At 63.8% G+C, this 22,737-nt stretch carries 16 protein-coding genes; 13 read left to right on the forward strand and 3 right to left on the reverse strand.

The annotated features are described in order from the left end of the window. Nucleotides 1–179: 179 nt before the first annotated feature. Together NCR35_RS03785 and dacB are read right to left on the reverse strand one after the other, a co-directional pair. On the reverse strand, nt 180–1,286 hold the full coding sequence (locus NCR35_RS03785) for an SGNH/GDSL hydrolase family protein (protein WP_250533148.1): 1,107 nt from the start codon (nt 1,284–1,286) through the stop codon (nt 180–182). 307 nt (nt 1,287–1,593) lie between these two features. Beyond that, nucleotides 1,594–3,198 (reverse strand): D-alanyl-D-alanine carboxypeptidase/D-alanyl-D-alanine endopeptidase, encoded by a 1,605-nt coding sequence (dacB, locus tag NCR35_RS03790; protein ID WP_250533149.1) that lies wholly within the window; start codon nt 3,196–3,198, stop codon nt 1,594–1,596. Between the two features lie 202 nt (nt 3,199–3,400). On the opposite strand from dacB, the gene NCR35_RS03795 reads away from it, so the two are divergent. From NCR35_RS03795 to NCR35_RS03830, 8 genes are all read left to right on the forward strand, one after another. Continuing rightward, entirely contained in the window at nt 3,401–4,063 is a 663-nt protein-coding gene (locus tag NCR35_RS03795) for a response regulator (protein WP_040051669.1), read from the forward strand. Next, nucleotides 4,063–5,364, forward strand: coding sequence for an ATP-binding protein (locus tag NCR35_RS03800; RefSeq protein ID WP_250533150.1), 1,302 nt, complete (start codon nt 4,063–4,065; stop codon nt 5,362–5,364). Before NCR35_RS03795 ends, NCR35_RS03800 begins: the two co-directional genes overlap by 1 nt. Nucleotides 5,365–5,721: 357 nt before the next feature. Further along, a complete protein-coding gene (locus NCR35_RS03805; protein WP_250533151.1) occupies nt 5,722–7,959 on the forward strand; it encodes a YadA family autotransporter adhesin in 2,238 nt (745 codons plus the stop codon). Between the two features lie 177 nt (nt 7,960–8,136). After that, the gene (locus tag NCR35_RS03810) at nt 8,137–9,639 is read left to right on the forward strand and encodes a DegQ family serine endoprotease (RefSeq protein ID WP_250533152.1); all 1,503 of its coding nucleotides are present in this window, start codon (nt 8,137–8,139) and stop codon (nt 9,637–9,639) included. A gap of 129 nt (nt 9,640–9,768) precedes the next feature. After that, complete coding sequence (locus NCR35_RS03815; RefSeq protein ID WP_250533153.1) at nt 9,769–10,269, forward strand: carboxypeptidase regulatory-like domain-containing protein; 501 nt, start codon at nt 9,769–9,771, stop codon at nt 10,267–10,269. A gap of 149 nt (nt 10,270–10,418) precedes the next feature. Beyond that, nucleotides 10,419–10,793, forward strand: coding sequence for a DUF427 domain-containing protein (locus NCR35_RS03820; RefSeq protein ID WP_244847991.1), 375 nt, complete (start codon nt 10,419–10,421; stop codon nt 10,791–10,793). 75 nt (nt 10,794–10,868) lie between these two features. Continuing rightward, nucleotides 10,869–11,666, forward strand: a complete 798-nt coding sequence (locus NCR35_RS03825; protein ID WP_250533154.1) for an SRPBCC family protein — start codon at nt 10,869–10,871, stop codon at nt 11,664–11,666. A gap of 58 nt (nt 11,667–11,724) precedes the next feature. Then, entirely contained in the window at nt 11,725–12,339 is a 615-nt protein-coding gene (locus NCR35_RS03830) for a cysteine hydrolase family protein (RefSeq protein ID WP_250533155.1), read from the forward strand. Nucleotides 12,340–12,348: 9 nt separating this feature from the next. Here the strand turns inward: NCR35_RS03830 and NCR35_RS03835 are convergent, their stop codons facing one another. Then, nucleotides 12,349–12,993 carry a TetR family transcriptional regulator gene (locus tag NCR35_RS03835; RefSeq protein WP_244847994.1) on the reverse strand — a complete coding sequence of 215 codons (645 nt, stop codon included), beginning with the start codon at nt 12,991–12,993 and terminating at the stop codon, nt 12,349–12,351. Between the two features lie 392 nt (nt 12,994–13,385). Here NCR35_RS03835 and NCR35_RS03840 point away from each other — a divergent pair, with 392 nt between their 5' ends. From NCR35_RS03840 to NCR35_RS03860, 5 genes are all read left to right on the forward strand, one after another. Beyond that, a complete protein-coding gene (locus tag NCR35_RS03840; protein ID WP_244847995.1) occupies nt 13,386–14,618 on the forward strand; it encodes an efflux RND transporter periplasmic adaptor subunit in 1,233 nt (410 codons plus the stop codon). A gap of 17 nt (nt 14,619–14,635) precedes the next feature. Further along, entirely contained in the window at nt 14,636–17,836 is a 3,201-nt protein-coding gene (locus NCR35_RS03845) for an efflux RND transporter permease subunit (protein ID WP_250533156.1), read from the forward strand. Nucleotide 17,837: 1 nt separating this feature from the next. Beyond that, entirely contained in the window at nt 17,838–19,373 is a 1,536-nt protein-coding gene (locus NCR35_RS03850; RefSeq protein WP_250533157.1) for an efflux transporter outer membrane subunit, read from the forward strand. A gap of 339 nt (nt 19,374–19,712) precedes the next feature. After that, nucleotides 19,713–21,269 carry a type I restriction-modification system subunit M gene (locus tag NCR35_RS03855; protein WP_250533158.1) on the forward strand — a complete coding sequence of 519 codons (1,557 nt, stop codon included), beginning with the start codon at nt 19,713–19,715 and terminating at the stop codon, nt 21,267–21,269. A gap of 14 nt (nt 21,270–21,283) precedes the next feature. Beyond that, complete coding sequence (locus NCR35_RS03860) at nt 21,284–22,606, forward strand: restriction endonuclease subunit S (RefSeq protein WP_250533159.1); 1,323 nt, start codon at nt 21,284–21,286, stop codon at nt 22,604–22,606. Nucleotides 22,607–22,737 lie beyond the last annotated feature (131 nt).

The raw sequence follows: 22,737 nt of genomic DNA on the forward strand, positions 1-22,737 counted from the left end.
CTGACGGACGGCAACGAATCTGGCGCGCCGCGCGGTCGTGCTCGCCGGGCGAAACCGCGCCGTTGAAAAACTGAGCGGGCGAGCACTAAGCGCGCACGTCGAAGTTCTGAGCGCATCAGAAACAAAGCCGCCCGGGCCGAAACCCGGGCGGCTCCGAGAGCGCGCATCAACGCGCGAAGTTACTTCCCGAGTCCCGATTTCGCGATCGTCTGCTCGGCGGTCTGCGCGTAGAGCGCGTGCAGATGCGTCGTCGGATGCACGGTATCGGCGTACATGTAGGTCTGGTCCGCGCCGGCGACGGTCTGGGTCTGCGGCGAGCAGAACAGCGACGTGGCAAACGCCTGCGGATTCGGCTCGCCGAACTTCTGCGCGGCCGCCGCCATCGCCTGAAGGTTGCAGGCCGTGCCGGTATTCGACACCGCGAACCCGTACTGCTGATAGTTCGCCGTGATATTGGCGAGCGCCGGGACGATATCGAGATAGATCACCTTCGACATGAGTCCAGCTCGCGTCAGCGCGCCCGCGAGCACCTGATTGAAGCCGAGCGATGCCTGCGTGAGCAGCGCGCGCGTCGACGCATTGCTCGTCACGCCCTGCGGCGTCGCGCCGATATCCGGCACGTTCGACACCAGCACATGCGTGGCGCCGCTTCCCACGATCTTGCCGATCACGCCCGCGAGGTCGACGGCCGCCTGTCCGATCGCCGCCTGCGCCTGCGCGGCGGTGATCTGCCCGGCCTGCACCGCGGTCAGGTTATAGAGAATGTCGTTCGCGCCGCCGTTGACGATCACGAGCTGATTCGCATTGAAGCTGCCATGCGACGACAGATAGTTGGTCACCTGCTGCACGACCGGCACCGTCAGCGCGCCCGCGTAGTTGGCCGGGTCGGTGCTCTGATGACCGACGCCGATCGGATTCGTCACGCGCGATCCGCCTTGCGCGTAGCCCAAGCCTGTGAGCGTGGTCGGCGGCGTGCCGAAGCCGCCGCTCATCGCGGGCGTGAGCGTGTCGCCATAGTACTTCGCGACGTCCTGCACCCAGATTTCGCCGGGGTTCGTCGTGAAGCGTCCGCCGCCGAAGTTCGCGGCCGCAACCGGCGAATAGGTGCCGACATCGGAGAGGCTGTCGCCGAAGGACACGACTTGCAGCTTGATGCCGCCCGCGGGCGTCGAATTGTTGTCGTCGCCGCCGCCGCCGCACGCTGCGATAAAGGCGAATGCCGCGCTCGCGGCCGCGATGCGCGTGGTGCGCACGACGGCAGCGCGCATCGAGAGTTGCTTCTTCATGGACCTCGTCTCCGTTTTCGGTGTTTTGTAGTTGTTTCTCGCGGCGCTCGCGGCCGCCTTACTGCTGTGTCATTGCTGTGTCACTGCTGCGTCCATTGTGCCGCAAAGCAGGCGCATGTCGAGCGATGCAGCCAGCGACTGGACCTGCCGCGCGACCGGCGACGCGCGCCGTTCCGACAGCGTACACGGCGCACGAGCCTTAACGGGCGCGACTTCGTAGAAGAAATCTTCGGCTCTCGCGCACGGTCGTTCGCAAGAATCGCGGGTTTTGCAGGATTGCCGTTCGGGCAACGCCGTGCATGCGCCCTTAGTCTTCGATGCCCGGCTTGCGCGCGCCTTCGTAGACCCATTCGAGCAGCGCATCGTGGGCGGCGCGCGCCGCTTCGGCGCGCGGATCGTTGATGAAGCTCACGACCACATAGCTTTCGCCGTTGGCCGCGCCGACGTAGCCCGCGATGGCGCGCACGTCGCGCAGGGTGCCGGTCTTGATGTGCGCGTTGCCGCCCGCGCCCGCGTTCGTGAGGCGGTTGCGCATGGTGCCGTCCACGCCCGCAATGGGCAGCGATTCGACGAAGACCTGCGCGACCGGGCTGGCGTTCGCGGCCTCTAGCACATGGGCGAGCGAGCTCGCGGAAATGGCTTCGTCGCGCGAGAGCCCGGAGCCGTTGTCGAGCGAGAGACCGTCCATCGGCAGCGCGTTGCGGCGCAGGAAGGTCTGGATGACCTGCGCGGACTTCGCGGTCGTCGCGGGCGGCTTCGACTGCACCGCGCCGATGGTCAGGAACAGATTGCGCGCCATCACGTTGTTGCTGAACTTGTTGATGTCGCGGACGATGTCCGACAGCACCGGGCTGCGATGCGTGCCGACGAGCCGCGCACTCGAAGGCGTCGGGCCTTCGCGCGTGGCGCCCTGGAACGTGCCGCCCGCCTGCTTCCACAGCGCGAGAAAGCCGCCGGCGAAGAACGTCGAGTGATCGAGCGCGGCGACGTTGATGGTGCGCGAGCCGCAGCGCAGCGGATAGTCGCCGATGAACGACGCCTGCACGAAGCCGCCCTGCGTCTGCGCGACGCTCGGCGATGCCGCGGGCAGCGTGCCCGCGCACGCGCCGCGCGTGACGCGCAGTTCGTTGTCGATCTGAAGCTGCGCGAGCTGCGGCAGCACGTCGATGGACACTTGCCCGTCCGGATTCGGCGTCAGCGTGAACGAGAGTGACTTGAACGCATACAGCAGCGGATCGGGGCCGACGTTATACGGCGCGGCTTCGTCGCTGTCGAAGGCGGGCAGATCGCGCGTGGAGGCGTCGAAGTAACGCTTGTCGAGCACGAGCGCGCCGTCGATGCCGGTGATGCCGTTCTTGCGAATCTGCTCGACGAGATCGATCAATTCTTCCGGCACGAGCTTCGGGTCGCCAGTGCCCTGAATGTAGAGGTTGCCGTGCAAGACGCCTTGCGCGTCCACGTCGCCGTCGGCGTAGGCGGTCGTCTTCCAGCGGTAGTCCGGCCCGAGCAGCGAAAGGCCCGCGTAGGTGGTGACGAGCTTCATCGTCGAGGCAGGGAGCATCGGTCTCTCCGCGTTGATCGCGACGAGCGGCTCCGGCGCGCCGATTCGCTGCACGACGACGCTCATCGACGAAAGCGGCACGTGCGCGCGGGCGAGGGCGCTCATCACGGAGGCGGGCAGGGGACCCGCCGGCGCGACGCGTGCGACCTTCTCCGCCTTGGCGGCTTTCTTCGCGCCGGGGCCGCCGCGCGCCGCGCGCTCGGGCGCGTGCCTCTGCGAGTCGGACCGCGTGCCGCCGCGGGCGTGCGCGTCCGGTGCGTGGGACAGTCCGGCGCAGGCGAGCGCCGCCGCTAAAGCGAGCGTCGACAGACGCGCGGAAAGTGAACGGGGAATCGGGGAGAAGAGCGGCATACGGACGTGCGTTCTTGGTGTGAGTTCTGAGACTGCCCCGCGCGGCTGGGCCGGGCCGTGCGGGCGAAGCGGCTATTGTAGACAAGCCGGCTTGCGGAAATCGTAAGCGGCGGGCCGAGCGGGCTTGCGGTTAAGTCCGGCTTAAGCCTGCGGCCGAGCGGCGCGGCTAAAATGAGCCGCACACACATCTTCCCGAATCACCATGCGAATCCTGCTAGTCGAAGATGACCGGATGATCGCCGAGGGCGTGCGCAAGGCGCTGCGCGCCGACGGCTTCGCGGTCGATTGGGTGCAGGACGGCGAGGCCGCGCTCACGGCTGTCAGCGGCGAGGCCTACGACCTGATGCTGCTCGACCTCGGCCTGCCCAAGCGCGACGGCCTCGACGTGCTGAAGACGCTGCGCGCCCGCGCGAACGCGCTGCCGGTGCTGATCGTCACGGCGCGCGATGCCATCGCGGATCGCGTGAAAGGCCTCGACGCCGGCGCGGACGATTATCTCGTCAAGCCCTTCGATCTCGACGAACTCGGCGCCCGCATGCGCGCGCTGATCCGCCGCCACGCGGGCCGGGGCGAATCGCTGGTGCGGCATGGCAATCTGACGCTCGATCCTGTCGGTCATCAGGTGACGCTCGCGGGCGCGCCCGTCGCGCTCTCGGCGCGCGAGTTCGCGCTCCTTGAAGCGTTGATGGCGCGGCCCGGCGCGGTGCTCTCCAAGAGCCAGCTCGAAGAAAAGATCTACGGCTGGGGCGAGGAAATCGGCAGCAATACGGTCGAGGTGTATATCCATTCGCTGCGCAAGAAGCTCGGCGCCGATCTCATCCGCAACGTGCGCGGCCTCGGCTACATGGTCGCGAAGGACGCCTGATGCGGTCGATTCGCCGCCAGCTTCTCGTCTGGCTGCTCGCGCTCGTGCTCGTGGGCGTGGGCTTCGCCGGATGGCTCATCTACCGGCAGGCGCTCGCCGAAGCCAACGAACTCTTCGATTACCAGCTTCAGCAGATCGCGGCGGCGCTGCCTTCCGAGCCGTTCTCGTCGGTGCTCAGTTCGCGCAGCGAGACGGACGAAGGCGTGGTCATCCAGATCTGGAACCGCAACGGCGTGCTGATGTACTACTCGCATCCGCGCGTGCCGCTCGCCCCGCATGCCGAGCTGGGCTTCTCCACCGAGACGACGCCGCGCGGCGAGTGGCGCGTCTACAGCGCGATCGTCGGCGACAACGTGGTGCAGCTCGCGCAGCCGCTGTCGATCAGAAACCGTGTCGCGGCGGGCGTCGCGTGGCGCACGCTATGGCCGCTCGTGCTGCTGTTGCCGCTGCTCGGGCTCGCGATCTGGATCATCGTCGGGCGGGGGCTCGCGCCGCTGCAGCGCGTGACGCGCGCGCTCGACTCGCGGCATCCGGAGGCGCTCGATCCGCTGTCGGACCAGCGCCTGCCGCAGGAAGTGCGGCCCCTCGTGCGCGCGCTCAATGCGCTGCTCGCGCGGCTTTCCACGGCGCTCGACACGCAGAAAGCCTTCGTCGCGGATGCCGCCCACGAACTGCGCACGCCGCTCGCCGCCGTCAAGATTCAGGCGCAACTGGTGGCGCGCGCGCAGGACGACGCCGCCCGCCGCGAGGCGCTCACCGATCTCAACGAAGGCATCGGGCGCGCGACGCGGCTTGCCGAGCAACTGCTCGCGCTGGCGCGGTCGGAGCCGGATACGCAGGTGGCGCGAGCGCCCGTCGATCTTTGCGCGCTGCTAAGCGAGTGCGTGCGCGGCTATGTGCTCGTGGCGCAGGCCCGAGGTGTAGACCTCGGAATCGAGACGAGCGAACCCGCGACCGTCAAAGGCGACGCAGACGCGCTACGCGTCATGTTCAACAATCTCATCGATAACGCGACCAAGTACACGCCGGTCGGCGGACGCGTGGATGTCTCAATAAAAGTACAAGAAGGACATCCGGTCGTGGAAATCGCCGACACGGGACCGGGCATTCCGGCAGACGAGCGCGAGCGGGTCTTCGACCGCTTCTATCGCGTCGGGCAGAACGCCGCCCGCGAGCGCACCGACGTCGCGGGCAGCGGCCTCGGGCTCGCCATCGTTCGGCGCATTGCGGACCGCCACGGATTTTCCATTTCTCTCGGTGAATCGCCGGCTGGCGGTTTGCTCGTCCGGATTCTTTGCTGACGCCTGCCGCGCGTCTGGCGCGCTGCATTGCCATCCGTCCGCTTTTTCGAAGTCTTTCTATATCTTTTCGGAAGTGTCTGCTTTGAAGCATGGGTGCGTCTGCATACCATGCCTGCATCCATAGATTGTTGATTTCGGCGAAGAAGCGTTCGAAAACTTCCCCATCAACGACGGCTTTTTACAGTCGAAACACCTTTCGTTGTTTCTTGTTTCAGCCTCCTTCGTTTGCATTACGAATCTGTGGTCTTTTCCTAACCCATTGAGACTCCGCCGGTGTTGGCTTTTCCGGCATGCATGTTTATGACGAAAATCATTGAAGCAATTTGCAACGATAAACCGAAATCGCACCGCGGAATCGTGATTGGCGCAAGCGCCGTTGCCGCCGTGCTGGCGTATGCCGGCCCTGCCTCTGCAAGCGTCATGTGTCTGAGCGACGCAAACGGAACGTATAACTATGGTTCGACCGCAGGCACGAATGCCCCCGGCTGCACGAGCTGGGTGACGGGCCTGAGCGGATCGTACGCACTGTTGGACAACGGCAGCCCGACCGGTCACTCCGCAATGGCGCTGACTTCGGGCAAGGCGACGTTCTATCTGAACAGCAGCGGCTCGATGACGAGCAACGTGATGACCGCGACGGCGTCTGGCTCCAACGTGTTGCTGAGCGGACTCGCGGCTGGTCAGGTGTCCAGCACCAGCCTGGACGCCATCAACGGTTCGCAATTGTTCGGGCTTGCGAGCTCGACTGCTTCGACGCTGGGCGGCGGCGCGTCGGTCAACGCAGATGGCTCGATTTCCGCTCCGAGCTATGCGTTGACTAACGCCAACTCGATTGATGGCACTACCGGCGCTGCAAACAACGTCGGATCGGCGTTCCAGACCGTTGACACTGCACTCGGCAAGCTGAACACGGCTGTCCAGCAGAACACGTCCGACATCAGCAACATCACCACTCAGATCAACAACGGCACGATCGGTCTTGTGCAGCAAGACCCGACGACGCGCAACATCACAGTCGCGAAGGACACGGACGGGACGACCGTGGACATGACGGGCACCGCAGGCACGCGCACGGTGACGGGCGTGACGGCGGGGCAGCTGAACGCGACCAGCACCGACGCGGTCAACGGCTCGCAGCTTTACGCCACGAATCAGGCGGTTGCGCAGAACACGTCCGACATCAACAACATGTCGACGCAGATCAACAACGGCACGCTCGGTCTGGTGCAGCAAGACCCGACGACGCGCAACATCACCGTCGCGAAGAACACGGACGGCACGATCGTGGACATGACGGGCACCGCAGGCACGCGCACGGTGACGGGCGTGACGGCGGGTCAGCTGAACGCGACCAGCACCGACGCGGTCAACGGCTCGCAACTGTATGCCACGAATCAGGCCGTCGCGCAGAACACGTCCGATATCGCAAAGAACACGTCCGATATCAACAACATCGTCAACCAGTTCAACAACGGCTCGATCGGTCTGGTGCAGCAAGACCCGACGACGCGCGTCATCACCGTCGCGAAGAACACCGACGGCACCGTCGTCGACATGACGGGCACTGCAGGCACGCGCACGGTGACCGGCGTGACGGCCGCTCAGCTGAACGCGACGAGCACCGATGCCGTCAACGGCTCGCAGCTTTACGCGACCAATCAGAACGTGGCGCAAAACACGGCCGATATCGCCAACCTGAATACGACCGTTACGCAGCACTCCGCGAACATCGCTCAGAACACGGCCGATATCGCGAAGAACACCGCGGACATCGCGAACCTGAACACCAATGTCGCGCAGAACACCGCCGATATCGCGAAGAACACGACGGACATCAGCAACATCAATCAGCAGATTTCGAGCGGCAACGTCGGTCTGGTGAAGCAGGACGCGACCACGCGCAACATCACGGTCGCCAAGGACAACGACGGAACGGTCGTCGACATGACGGGCACGCAAGGCGCCCGCACCGTCACGGGCGTCGCCGCCGGCACGCTCTCCGCCAACAGCCTCGACGCGGTCAACGGTTCGCAGCTTTACGCCACGAACCAGAACGTCGCGAGCCTGACACAGCAGATCAACAATGTCGCGGCTGCCAGTTCGGCGTTCGCATCGCAGAGCACCGACACGCCGGCCGTCGCATCGGGCGCGAATTCGACTGCGATGGGCAACGGTTCGAAGGCGACGGGCAACAACTCGGTCGCAATCGGCAGCGGTTCCGTCGCCGACGAAGACAACACGGTGTCCATCGGTTCTGCCGGTAACGAACGTCGCCTGACGAACGTCGCACCGGGCGTCAACGGCACGGACGCGGCCAACATGAACCAGTTGAACGCGGTCCAGAACAGCGTCAACGCCACGGCGCGCCAGGCGTTCTCGGGCGTGGCCGCCGCCATGGCCATGCCGAACCTCACGCCGAGCCAGCCGGGCAAGACGGTGGTCGCGGCAGGCGTCGGCAATTACAAGGGCTACACGGCAATGGGCTTCGGTGCGACGTATCGTTCGCGCGACAGCCGGTGGCTCGTGAACGCCGCGGCGTCGATCACGCAGCGCGGCGATGCCGGCGTGCGCGGTCAGGTCGGCTACGAGTTCTAAGCTCGACGCAAGCTGATTCAGTAAGACAGGGCGGCGAGCCGAAAGGCTCGCCGCCTTTTTTATCGCATGTTCGCGCAGTTTCCATCGTTTAAGAGACGTTTAAGCCACGCCCCGTAATCTTCGTTCATCCCATTGCGCGAACTTCTCAAGCGCATTGCAATCCGTCAGGAGCACACGATGAAAGCGAAGATTCTCACCCGCAGCGCCGTCGCAGCCGCCGTCGCCGTTGCCTTGTCGGCAGGCTATGTCGCCGGTCACAACAACATCCCCGCGCCGCAGGTCATTGCCCCCGCGCAAGCCGCGATGATGCCGGCGGAAGCCGCCGCCAAAACGGGCGTGCCCGACTTCTCCGGGCTCGTCGAAACGTACGGCCCGGCCGTGGTCAACATCAGCGCGAAGCATCTCGTCAAGCAGACGTCCGCGCGCCGCAGCCAGAACCAGTTGCCGATGGACCCGGACGACCCGTTCTACCAGTTCTTCAAGCGATTCGGCGGCATGCCGGGCTTCGGCGGCGGCGATAACGGCCCCGGCGCGGACCGTCCGAGCGAAGGGCTCGGATCGGGCTTCATCGTGAGCAGCGATGGCTACATTCTGACGAACGCGCACGTCGTCGATAACGCGAACGTCGTCACCGTCAAGCTCACGGACAAGCGCGAGTATCGCGCGAAGGTGATTGGCTCGGACAAGCAGTCCGACGTCGCCGTGCTGAAGATCGACGCTAAGAACCTGCCGACGGTCAAGATCGGCGATCCGAACGGCAGCAAGGTCGGGCAGTGGGTCGTGGCGATCGGCTCGCCCTACGGCTTCGATAACACCGTGACCTCCGGCATCATCAGCGCGAAGTCGCGGTCGCTGCCGAACGAGAACTACACGCCGTTCATTCAGACCGACGTGCCCGTGAACCCGGGTAACTCGGGCGGGCCGCTCTTCAACCTGCAAGGCGAAGTCATCGGCATCAATTCGATGATCTACTCGCAGACGGGCGGCTTCCAGGGCCTTTCGTTCGCGATCCCGATCAACGAAGCCATCAAGGTCAAGGACGCGCTCATCAAGACCGGTCACGTGGACCGCGGCCGCCTGGGCGTCACCGTGCAGGCGATGAACCAGACGCTCGCGAATTCCTTCGGCATGAAGTCGCCGCAGGGCGCGCTCGTGAGCTCGGTCGAGCCGGGCGGACCCGCCGCGAAGGCCGGCCTGCAACCGGGCGATGTGATCACCGCACTGAACGGCGTGCCGGTGACGGATTCGACCTCGCTGCCGTCGCAAGTGGCCGGCTTGTCGCCGGGCAGCTCGGCGAAGGTGCAAGTGTGGCGCGACAAGGGCTCGAAGGAACTGACCGTGACCGTCGGCGCGCTCAAGGACGCGAAGACCGCCAGCGCGGACGCGAACGGCGATCAGGGCGGCGCGTCGCAGGATGCGCGGCTCGGCGTCGCGGTGCGCCCGCTCACGCCGGACGAAAAGCAGCAGGCTTCGCTTTCGCGCGGACTCGTCGTGCAGCAGGCGAGCGGCGCGGCGGCGAGCGCGGGCATCCAGCCGGGCGACGTGATCCTCGCGGTCAACGGCCAGCCGGTCACGAGCGCACAGCAGCTCAAGTCGATGGTCGCGCACGCCGGCGACAGCATCGCGCTTCTGATCCAGCGCGACGACGCGCAGATCTTCGTTCCGGTCGACCTCGGCTGATCCAGCGACGCGCGATGCGGGCACGGGCCATGCTCGAAGGCTCGCCGGGGCCCCATCGCGTGTCACCGCGCATCGGGCGTGACGCCGCTGCGCCGTGGCGCGGCGGCATCGGATAAAGGAGCCAAGAAGATGAAGAGCAAAACGGGCAAACTGGCCGCGACGCTGGTGGCGGCCGCATTGAGCGCCGGGCTGGCTGGCGGCGCGTGGGCGCAGCAATCTGCCGATTCGGCCAATGCAGCGAGCGCCGGCACGAGCGATACGGGCAGCGCCGGCAACGAGAACGGCGGCGGCCTGCCGCAAATCCAGCAACAAGGCGATGTCTCGTACACCTCGGGCGGCGTGGGGCTCGACGAATCGCGCGCATTGTTGCGCGAGCAGGCGCACTGGCCGCTCTCGTTGCGGTTCACGGGACCGACCGCCGATTACCTGTCGGGCGTCAACGTGCGCATCGTCGGCGGGAAGGGCGGCGAAGTGCTGAACACCGAATCGATGGGGCCGTACATGCTCGTCAAGCTGCCGCCGGGCAGCTATACCGTGTACGCCAAGTACAAGGATCAGGAAAAGAAGCAGGCCGTCAACGTGTCCGGGCCGGGCAAGGCCAAGGCGGCGTTTCATTGGAGCATTCAATGACGCGGTAGTCCGCGCATCGCACGCCGCCTCTGTCTCGCGGTGAAAACTTGTCTCATAATGAAGCCACGAGTCGCTCCCGGCTCGTGGCTTTTTTGTGAGCGAGGCGCTAGCGCCCGCGATTCTGTCGACCGCAGCGCGGAGGACGCACGATGAGCACGGACCTGAACCACGGCCAAGAGGCGCGCCGCATCGAGATCAAGCCGAACTCGCGGCGCTGTCGCGTGATTCATCAGGGCGTCACGTTCGCGGACACGCATGCGTCGATGACGCTCATCGAAATCGGGCACGAGCCCGTCCATTATTTCCCGCGCGCCGATGTCAACATGGCGCGGCTCCAGCGCTCCGCGCACACCACGCACTGCCCGTTCAAGGGCGAGGCCACGCACTACCATCTGCTGACGGAAGACGGTCCGGTGGAAAACGCCGCGTGGAGCTATGAAAGCCCGTTCGACGCCGCCGCGCAGATCAAAGGCTATCTGGCGTTCTATCCGTCGCGCGTGGACCGCATCGACGAGACGGCTTAGCGGCCCGGCCAACAGACGCATTCTTGCCGGCGTGCGATAAAGCACGCAGACGCGTTTCTTGTTCCGGAGGCTCGGATGGAAGTCACCGAAGCGTTGCGCGTGCCGCTCGAGCCGGCACATGTCGAGGACGCGCTCGGCGATCTCGCGTTGTTGCGCGCGAGTCTCGACAATTGCGAATCGTTCACGCGCACGCCGGCCGGCGAGTACGCGCTCACGCTCTTCGTGCCGTTAGGCGCGCTGCGCGCCCGATATGACGTGCGCGCGCATCCGGCCGGGCGCACGCGGCAGTGCGACCCCGAGCAGCACGACGACCGCGCCTACGCCCGCACGCTCAGTTTCAAGGCGCGCGGCGAGGGCGTCGGTTCGTTGCGCGGACAGATCGCCGTGGCGCTCAATCCGGGCGACGGCGGCGAGTCGACGTGGATCGAATACACCGTCTGGGCGACGGTCTCCGGGCCGCTCGCGGGCTTGCCCGCGCGCCAGATCGAAAACGCGCTGCGCGAAGGCGCCGACGATTTCTTCGCGGAATTCTGCGAAGTCGTGCGCGCAAAGCACGGCCTGCCGTCGATGCGCGCGGCGGGCGACCGCGCGCGCCGTCACGTGTTCCTGCGCCCCGGCGGCATGTCGGCGGCGTTTTCGCGCCGCGCGGGGGCGACCGCGCGGGCAGTCCACGGCGCGCCGGGCGATGCCGCGCCGAGCGGCGTGCTGCGGCATCGGCTGGGCGCGCATCCGTTCGCGCATCGCGAGCGGCATCACCATCACAATCACGAGCACGACCCGCATCCGTTCGGGCTGCCGGGCTGGGCGTGGGCCGCGATGCTCGTGTTCGTCGCGCTGCTGGCGTTCTTCGCGGAGCGCGGAAGTCTGCAATAACGGACGATCGGCGCTAGAGTGCTGCGTTTCTCCCCGACGTTTTCGGAAGGAATCCACCATGCCGCGCCGCGCCCTGATCGTCATCGACGTGCAGAACGAGTATGTCACCGGCAATCTGCCGATCGAATATCCCGATGTGAACGTGTCGCTCGCCAATATCTCGCGCGCGATGAACGCCGCCGACGCCCACGGCGTGCCGATCGTCGTCGTGCAGAACTTCGCGCCCGCGACCGCGCCGATCTTCGCGCGCGGCTCGAACATGGCGGAACTGCACGAATCGGTCGCGACGCGCCCGCGCGCTCACTATGTCGAAAAGGCGCTGCCGAGCGCGTTCGCCGGCACCGATCTCGCGGACTGGCTCAGCGCGCACGACATCGACACCATCGTGATTGCCGGCTACATGACCCACAATTGCGACGATTCCACGGTGCGGCACGCGGTGCACGCCGGCTTATCGGTCGAATTCCTGACCGATGCCACCGGCGCCGTGCCGTACGAGAACCGCGCGGGGCGGGCGAGCGCGGAGGAAATCCATCGCGTGTTCACGGTCGTCATGCAGTCGCGCTTTGCCGCCGTGCTGACGACGGACGAATGGATCGCGGCGCTCGCAAGCGGCGAGGCGCCGCCGCGCGACAACATCTACGCGTCGAACCAGCGGGCGCGTGGCCGCTGAGCGCCGCGCTCAGACGCTGGCGGTGGTGAGCAGCGCGGGACTGGCGCGCAGCGCGTCGAAACAGGCGTCGATGAGCGCTTCGGCGTCCTTCGACGGATCGACGCGTTCGGGCATCATCAGCGAATCGTGCAGGATGCCCGTGAAGAGCGCGTGCAGAAGCGTCGTGGCGCGGCGCACGTCGAGCGCGGCGGGCAGTTGCGCCTTGTCGATGGCATTGCGCAGCGCCCGCGCGATGCGTTCCATGCCGTCGCGCATGTTGTTCTGCTGGCGCTCGCGCACGGGTCCCATTTCCTCGACGAACTCGCACTTGAGAAACAGGATGTCGAACACGCGCCGGCGTTTTTCGTCCTCGGTGATGTTGCGCATGCACCAGATGAAAATTTCGCGGATGCGCGCGAGCGGGTCGGGCTCCTTGCCGTCGAGCGTGGCAGCGACGAGTTCGTCGAGCGGCAGCAGGCTGCGCTCGAACATCGCGTTGAAAAGATCGCCTTTGTTGGTGAAATGCCAGTAGATGGCGCCGCGCGTCACGCCTGCCGCCTGCGCGATGTCCGCGAGCGACGTGCGAGACACGCCTTTTTCATAAAAAACGCGCTCGGCGGCGTCGAGAATGCGGTTGCGCGTCTCCTGCGCTTCTTCCTTGGTTCGTCTGACCATATCCTGGGATTGCGGCTTACCGCGAGCAGATCGGAATCGCGATGCGGGGTGTGAATGCGGTGAACGAAAGGCTGTCCCGTTTTTGTCGCAGTGCAGCGGCGGAACGTCTCGTTACAGCCGTAATCTTCGCGGAATCTTATTTTTACATCCATTCGTGAATGTATTTATAATACCAGCCCACACGACGTCAAGACTCGAACATTTTTGTCGGCTGGTCATTTTCGTCACCATCGTTGTTCAGATTCGCGTGTGGCGCCGCCGTCGTTCGGACGCGCGCCAGATGCTCGCTCATGTGCGCATCGCCGTTTTAGAGAGAAGTGCGTCTCATCACTGAGCCGCCGATCCGGCGATGCGCGTGTTTTTTTCGCTAAGTCACAAACAGAGGTCGCTCCATGCGCTTCGAAAGGGTTCCGTTTCACCTCGTCAGTGCCGCAACGGCTGCCATCCTGCTGGCGGCGTGCGGACAAAAACAATCGGCGCCGCCGCCGCAGACGCCCGAAGTCGGCATCGTGACGATTGAGCCGAGCGCCGTGCCGGTCAGAACCGAACTGCCCGGCCGCACGAGCGCGTATCTCGTCGCGCAGGTGCGGGCGCGCGTGGACGGCGTCGTGCTGCGCCGCGAGTTCACGGAAGGCAGCATCGTCAAGGCGGGCCAGCGGCTCTATAAGATCGATCCGGCGCCCTACATCGCGCAGTTGAACAACGCCAAGGCGTCGCTCGCGAAGGCGCAGGCGAACCTCGCATCGACGACCGCGCAGGCGAACCGCTACAAGGTGCTGGTCTCGGCGAACGCGGTGAGCAAGCAGGACTACGACAACGCCGTCGCCGCGCAAGGCCAGGCCGCCGCCGACGTCGCCGCCGGCAAGGCCGCGGTCGATACCGCAGCGATCAACCTCGGCTACACGGATGTCGTCGCGCCCGTGACGGGGCAAGTCGGTATCTCGCAGGTCACGCCGGGCGCGTACGTGCAGGCGAGCCAGGCGACGCTGATGGCGACCGTCCAGCAGCTCGATCCGATGTACGTCGATCTGACGCAATCGAGCCTCGACGGCCTCAAGCTGCGCCGCCAGATCCAGCAAGGCCGTCTCACGACGAGCGGCCCGAACGCGGCCAAAGTCTCGCTCGTGCTGGAAGACGGCCGCGTCTATTCGGAGAAAGGCAAGCTGCAATTCACCGACGTGACCGTCGATCCGAGCACCGGTTCGGTTACGGTCCGCGCGATCTTCGAGAACAAGGACCGTGTGCTGTTGCCCGGCATGTTCGTGCGCGCGCGCATCGAGGAAGGCGTGAATCCGAACGCCATCGTCGTGCCGCAGATCGGCATCACGCACGACCAGAAGGGCACGCCGACCGCGCTCGTCGTCGGCGCGGACAACAAGGTGGCGCTGCGCCAGCTCGTGACGTCCGGCACTTACGGTCAGAACTGGGTGGTCGATAGCGGTCTTGCCGCCGGCGACCGCGTGATCGTGCAGGGCGTCGACAAGGTGCGTCCGGGCATGGAAGTGAAGACCGTGCCCGCGCAACTGCCCGCAGCGCCCGCAGCCGGAGCGTCGCAGGCGAGCGATGCGCAAGCCGCGCAGCCCGCCTCGTCCGCGCAGCCCGCGTCTGCTGCGTCGGGCGCGTAAAACCAGGAGCCCGCCTCATGGCAAAGTTCTTTATCGATCGCCCGATTTTCGCGTGGGTGATCGCCATTGTTTTGATGCTCGCGGGTATCGCGTCCATCTTCACGCTGCCGGTCGCGCAGTATCCGACCATCGCGCCGCCGGCGGTTCAGATCAGCGCGACGTATCCCGGCGCATCGGCGAAGACGGTCGAAAACACCGTCACGCAGGTGATCGAGCAGCAGATGAGCGGTCTCGACCACTTGCTGTATCTGTCCTCCACGTCCGATGACTCCGGCACCGCGACCATCACGCTGACGTTCGCGCCCGGCACGAACCCGGACATCGCGCAGGTTCAGGTGCAGAACAAGCTGCAGCTCGCCACGCCGCTTCTGCCGCAGATCGTGCAGCAATTGGGCACCAAGGTCACGAAGTCGAGCAACAGCTTCCTGCTCGTGCTGGCGTTCGTCTCGCAGGACGGCAGCATGAGCAAGTACGACCTCGCGAACTACGTGGCGTCGCACATTCAGGATCCGGTCAGCCGTCTGGACGGCGTGGGCACGGTGACGCTCTTCGGCTCGCAGTACGCCATGCGCATCTGGCTGAACGCGAACAAGCTGAACAACTTCGGTCTCACGCCGGTGGACGTGCAGGCGGCGCTCACCGCGCAGAACGTGCAGGTCGCGGGCGGCTCGCTCGGCGGCACGCCGTCGGTGCCGGGTCAGTTGCTGCAGGCGACCATCACGGAAGCCACGCTCCTGACCACGCCGGAACAGTTCGGCAACGTGCTCTTGAAGGTGAACCAGGACGGCTCGCAGGTGCGTCTGAAGGACGTTGCTCGCATCGAGCTCGGCGGCGAAAACTACAACTTCGACACCAAGTACAGCGGCCAGCCGGCGGCGGGCTTTGGTATTCAGCTCGCGACGGGCGCGAACGCGCTCGCCACCGCGAAGGCCGTGCGCCAGAAGATCGACGAGCTCTCGAAGTACTTCCCGAACGGCCTCGTTGTGAAGTATCCGTACGACACCACGCCGTTCGTGCGGTTGTCGATCGAGGACGTGGTCAAGACGCTGATCGAAGGCATCGTGCTGGTGTTCCTCGTGATGTATCTGTTCCTGCAGAACTTGCGGGCCACGCTCATTCCGACCATCGCGGTGCCGGTCGTGCTGCTCGGCACGTTCGCGATCATGGGGGCGGTGGGCTTCTCCATCAATACGCTATCGATGTTCGGTCTCGTGCTCGCGATCGGCTTGCTGGTGGACGATGCGATCGTGGTCGTGGAGAACGTCGAGCGCGTGATGGCGGAGGAGGGCTTATCGCCACGCGAAGCGACCCGCAAGGCGATGGGCCAGATCACCGGCGCGCTGGTGGGCGTGGCGCTCGTGCTGTCGGCGGTGTTCGTGCCGGTGGCGTTGTCGGGCGGCTCGGTGGGCGCGATCTATCGACAGTTCTCGCTGACGATCGTCTCCGCGATGGTGCTGTCCGTGCTGACCGCGCTGATTCTCACGCCGGCGCTGTGCGCGACCATCCTGAAGCCGATCCCGCAAGGGCATCACGAAGCGAAGAAGGGCTTCTTCGGCTGGTTCAACCGCACGTTCGACAAGAGCCGCGAGAAGTACCATTCGGGCGTCTATCACGTGATCCGGCGCTCCGGGCGCTGGCTCGTCATCTATCTGGTGGTGATCGTCGCCGTCGGCTTCCTGTTCGTGAAGCTGCCGAAGTCGTTTCTGCCCGACGAAGACCAGGGCACGATGTTCGTGCTCGTGCAGACGCCGGCCGGTTCGACGCAGGAAACCACGGCGCGCGCGCTGAAGGACGTCTCCGACTATCTGCTGAATCAGGAAGCGTCCATCGTCGAATCGACCTTCACGGTCAACGGCTTCAGCTTCGCGGGCCGCGGTCAGAACGCGGGTCTCGTGTTCGTGCGCATGAAGGACTACGCGCAGCGCCAGAAGGGCGACCAGAAGGTGCAGGCGCTGGTGGGCCGGCTCTTTGGCCGCTTCTCGGGCTACAAGAACGCGGTAGTGTTCCCGGTCAATCCGCCGTCGATTCCTGAACTCGGCACGGCCGCGGGCTTCGACTTCGAGTTGCAGGACCGCGCAGGCGTGGGCCACGACGCGCTGATGGCCGCGCGCAACCAGCTGCTCGGCATGGCCGCGAAGGACCCGACGCTCGCGCAGGTGCGTCCGAACGGCCTGAACGATACGCCGCAGTTCAAGGTGAACATCGACCGTGAGAAAGCGCTCGCGCTCGGCGTGACGGCCGCGTCCATCGACCAGACGTTCTCGATCGCGTGGGCTTCGCAGTACGTGAACAACTTCCTCGATACGGACAGCCGGATCAAGAAGGTGTACCTGCAAGCCGACGCGCCGTTCCGCATGACGCCGGAGAACATGAACGACTGGTACGTGCGCAACGGATCGGGCGGGATGGTGCCGTTCTCCGCGTTCGCCAGCGGCGACTGGACGTACGGTTCGCCGAAGCTCGAACGCTACAACGGCATCTCGTCGGTCGAAATCCAGGGCGCGGCCGGCCCCGGCAAGTCCACGGGTCAGGCGATGCAGGCGATGGAAGCCATCGCGGCGAAGCTCCCGGCGGGCATCGGCTACGAATGGACGGGACTCTCGTATCAGGAAATCCAGTCGGGTTCGCAGGCGCCGATTCTGTACGGCATCTCGATTCTCGTCGTGTTCCTGTGTCTCGCGGCGCTGTATGAGAGCTGGTCGATTCCGTTCTCGGTCATCATGGTCGTGCCGCTCGGCGTGATCGGCGCGCTGCTTGCCGTCACGTTGCGCGGTCTGGAGAACGACGTGTTCTTCCAGGTGGGTCTCTTGACCACGGTCGGCTTGTCGGCGAAGAACGCGATTCTGATCGTGGAATTCGCCCGCGAACTGCAGATGTCGGAGAAGATGGGCCCGATCGAAGCGGCGATGGAAGCGGCGCGGCTGCGCTTGCGCCCGATTCTGATGACGTCGCTCGCGTTCATTCTCGGCGTGATGCCGCTCGCGATCAGCAATGGCGCGGGTTCCGCGAGCCAGCACGCGATCGGTACCGGCGTGATCGGCGGCATGTTGACCGCGACCTTCCTCGCGATCTTCATGGTTCCGATGTTCTTCGTCGTGATCCGCGCGCAGTTCAGCGGCGAGAAGGAAAATCCGGAGACGGCGCTCGAGCACTACGAGCAGCATCATCCCGATGAGCACCGTCCGCGCGATGGCGGCGGCTCCAACGAAGGACATTGAAATGCGTAGACTTTCCTTGATTGCAGCGGCCGTCGCGGTGCTGGCGGGCTGCTCGCTGGCCCCGAAGTACGAGCGTCCCGCGCCGCCGGTCTCGTCGACGTTCCCGACCGGCGGCGTGTACTCGACGCAGCCGGGCGCGGCGGATGCCGGCGCGCGCAGCGCGAACGGCGTCGCGGGCGCGGAGATCGGCTGGCGCGATTTCTTCGTGGATGCGCGGTTGCAGCGGCTCATCGACATCGCGCTGAGGAACAACCGCGATCTGCGCGCCTCGGTGCTCAACATTCAGGCGGCGCAGGCGCAGTACCGCATCGTGCGCTCGGAGTTGTTCCCGTCGATCACGGCGCAGGCGGACCAGTCGAAGCAGCGCACGCCGCGCAATCTGTCGTTCTTCGACCGGACCATTTCGAACACGTATTCCGTAGGCCTGAACGCGTCGTGGGAACTCGACTTGTTCGGCCGCGTGCAGAGCCTGAAGGATCAGGCGCTCGCGCAGTATTTCTCGACGGCCTACGCGCGCAAGGCGTTCGAGATTTCGCTCGTGTCGCAAGTCGCTTCGCAGTATTTGCAGGTGCTGCAAGCGGATGACCTGCTGCAAGTCACCGAGCAGACGCTCAAGACCGCGCAGGAGTCGTACAACATCGTCAAGCTGCAATTCGACAACGGCACGGCCTCCGAACTGGATCTGTCGCAGTCGCAGACGGTGGTGGAAACGGCGGCGGCGAACCTGCAGGCGCAGCAGCGTGCGCGGGCGCAGGCAGTGAACGCGCTGGCGCTCCTGATCGGCGAGCCGATTCCCGATGATCTGCCGGCCGGCATGCCGCTCAACGAGCAGGACCTGCTGACGGACATTCCCGCTGGCTTGCCGTCGGATCTGCTCACGCGTCGTCCGGACATCATGGAAGCGGAGCAGAACCTGCTCGCGGCGAACGCGAATATCGGCGCGGCGCGGGCGGCGTTCTTCCCGAGCATCTCGCTCACCGGCAGTTTCGGCACGCTCAGCCCGACGCTCGGCGGCTTGTTCAAGCCCGGCTCGGCGGCGTGGAGCTTCGCGCCGACGATCACGCTGCCGATCTTCCAGGGCGGTCAGAATCAGGCGAATCTGGATCTGGCCAACATCCAGAAGAACATCCAGATCGCGGCGTACGAGAAGGCGATTCAGTCCGCTTTCCGCGATGTCGCCGATGGCCTCGCCGCGCGCGGCACCTACGATCAGCAGATCCGGGCGCTCGAACGCGACACGGCGGCGGAGCAGCGCCGGCTGGATTTGTCGACGATGCGGTATCGGCAGGGCGTCGATAGCTATCTGAACGTGCTGACCGCGCAGCAGGACCTGTACTCGGTGCAGCAGACGCTCATCACCGTGCGCACCGAGCGGCTCGCCAACCTCGTCAATCTGTATCAGGCGCTGGGCGGCGGATGGGTCGAGCATACCGGCGATGCGCCGCGCCCGGCCGATGCGCCAGCTATGCCCGCAGCGCCCGCCGATGTCGGCGCGGCGAGTACACCGCAGGCGGCGTCGGCTGCGGTGGCGGGGTGAGTGGTTTAGTCGATTGTTTGGAAGCCCGGCCGATGTGCCGGGCTTTTTTTTGAAGCAACGACTCACCATGCGCGCAGCAACAGTCCTTCGTTTCTCGGCATGAGGGAGTCAGCGATCCGTGTAGACCCCGTGCCGCTATAACATCGCGACGTCGCGTCGCTAGGTGTTGCTTTCTCGTTCAACGACGCCTGTTTGGCTACTACATCTAATGGCGGGGCACGTAGAATTCCGAGCTTGGCATGCAAACGCCGCACAGCCACGCACACTCAACCCGATTTAGGTCATTTCCAACCGCAACGGGATGACCGTGAAAACCCGTATCGGAATAGAACTAACACTATGACCAGCACGCAACAACGCGCAGCCCTGCAACGCCAGATCTGGCAAATCGCCAACGATGTCCGAGGCGCAGTCGATGGCTGGGACTTCAAGCAATACGTGCTCGGCACCTTGTTCTACCGCTTCATTAGCGAAAACTTCGCCAGCTACATTGAAGCCGATGACGACAGCATCCATTACGCCGACTTGTCCGATAGCGTCATCACGCCAGCCATTAAAGATGACGCCATTAAAACCAAGGGCTATTTCATCTACCCGAGCCAACTGTTTGCCAAGATCGCAGCCGGCGCGAACACCAACGAGAGCCTGAATACCGACCTGGCCACCATCTTCGCCGCGATCGAAGCGTCCGCCAACGGTTACCCCTCCGAGCACGATATCAAAGGCCTGTTTGCGGACTTTGACACGACCAACAATCGACTCGGCAATACGGTCAAAGACAAAAACGCCCGTTTGGCCGCTGTGCTCAAGGGTGTCGCGGAACTGGATTTCGGGCATTTCGACGCCAGCCATATCGACCTGTTCGGCGATGCCTACGAATTTCTCATCTCCAACTACGCCGCCAATGCCGGCAAATCCGGCGGCGAGTTCTTCACTCCGCAGCATGTTTCGAAGCTGATTGCCCAGCTCGCCATGCACAAGCAGGCCAGCGTCAACAAGATATATGACCCGGCCTGCGGCTCCGGCTCGCTGCTGCTGCAAGCCAAGAAGCATTTTGATGCGCACATCATCGAAGAAGGCTTTTTCGGGCAAGAGATCAACCACACCACGTACAACCTGGCGCGGATGAACATGTTCTTGCACAACATCAACTACGACAAGTTCAACATCCAGCTCGGGAATACGCTGACCGACCCGCACTTTGGGGATGACAAACCCTTCGATGCGATCGTCTCCAACCCGCCTTATTCGGTGAAGTGGATCGGCGCGGACGATCCCACGCTGATCAATGATGAACGCTTTGCCCCGGCAGGTGTGTTGGCTCCCAAGTCCAAGGCCGATTTCGCGTTCGTGCTGCACGCGTTGAGTTACCTTTCCAGCAAAGGGCGTGCTGCCATTGTTTGCTTCCCGGGCATCTTCTATCGCGGCGGGGCTGAGCAGAAGATCCGCCAGTACTTGGTAGATAACAACTACGTTGAAACCGTGATTTCACTCGCGCCCAATCTGTTTTTTGGCACCACCATCGCGGTGAATATTATGGTGCTTTCCAAGCACAAAACCGATACCAACACGCAGTTCATCGACGCTAGTGGCCTCTATAAAAAAGAGACGAACAACAACGTGCTGCTGGATGCGCATATCGAACAGATCATGAAGGTGTTCGATAGCAAGGACAACGTCGATCACTTTGCACAGTCGGTAGCATTCGAGAAGGTCGCCGCCAACGATTACAACCTGTCGGTCAGTAGCTATGTTGAAGCGAAGGACAACCGAGAAGTGGTGGACATCGCACAGCTTAATGCGGAACTGAAGATTACCGTCGCCAAGATCGACCAGCTTCGGAAGGACATTGATGCCATTGTCGCGGAGATTGAAGGGGAGGAGGCGGGGGTATGAGCAATATGTGCTGCATGGAAAAGCTGCTCGATGGCGTTGATGTAGAGTGGAAGGCGTTGGGAGACATCGGTGAGTTCGTTAGAGGAAGAAGGTTCGTAAGAACGGATGTAGTACCAACGGGCATCCCATGTATACACTACGGGGAGATGTACACCCACTACGGGATCTGGGCGAAGGAATCGAAATCGTTCCTCGATCCGCACCTCGCATCTAAATTGCGGTCCGCCAGCCATGGTGACGTGATAATAGTTGCGGCGGGTGAAACCATTGAGGATATCGGTAACGGCACAGCTTGGTTAGGCAAACGCGATGTCGTGATCCACGATGCTTGCTTCTCATATAGAAGTCGCTTGGACCCAAAATATGTGTCGTATTTCCTGAGGACTTCTCTGTTTAAGGAGCAAATTAAGAAGCGCATTTCCTCCGGTAAAATATCTGCGATAAATGCTAACGGCCTCGGAAAGGCGATGATCCCCGTTCCATGCCCCGATAACATGGAAAGGTCGCTTCGAATTCAAGCCACCATTGTTGGTGTTCTGGACGCATTCACCGAGCTCACCGCCGAGCTCACCGCCGAGCTCACCGCCGAGCTCACCGCCCGCAAGAAACAATATAACTACTATCGCGACCAGTTGTTGAGTTTCGATGATCTGGACGTAGAGTGGAAGCCGCTCGGTGACCTGGGAGAGTTCATCCGCGGGAAACGCTTCACCAAAGCGGACTACGCGGAGGGCGGCGTCGACGTGATCCACTACGGTGAGATATACACTCGGTACGGCGTCTTTACGAGCCGGGCGTTTTCCCAAGTCAGATGCAATATGGCCGGCTCTTTGCGCTATGCAGAGCCAGGAGACGTTGTGATAGCAGGCGTTGGTGAAACGGTTGAAGAAGTCGGTAAGGCAGTGGCTTGGCTTGGGAAAGGGAAGGTGGCCATCCACGACGATAGCTACGCTTTTCGTCATCGAATCAATCCGAAATACGTCTCCTATGTAATGCAGACGACCGCTTTCATTGACGAAAAAGCGAAGCATGTGTCTCGGGGAAAAGTCAATAGACTTTTGATTGATGGAATTGCGAAGGTCAGAGTTCCCATTCCACATCCGAACGACGCTGAAAGATCACTCGCCGAACAAGCTCGCATCGTCGGTATTCTCGACAAATTCGACGCTCTGACGAACTCCATCAGCGAGGGCTTGCCGCGCGAGATAGAACTGCGTCAGAAGCAATACGAGTATTACCGCGATCTCCTGTTCAGCTTCCTGAAGCCCGCAGAGATGGAGGCTTCGCATGGAGAAGACGCTGACGCAGTACACCGGGCAGCTGTAAGTTTTGGATAAGAGATCCAGTTTGCCTATGCCTGCAACGGCACAAAAGGGACGCGCCTGTTGAGCAACTCCGAGCAGTTGTCACACCTGAAGCCGATGGCGCAAAAGATGACCGCAATATAGGTCTTACAACAATCGCTCAA

Source organism: Caballeronia sp. AZ10_KS36 (assembly GCF_023631105.1).
Classification (GTDB): domain Bacteria; phylum Pseudomonadota; class Gammaproteobacteria; order Burkholderiales; family Burkholderiaceae; genus Caballeronia.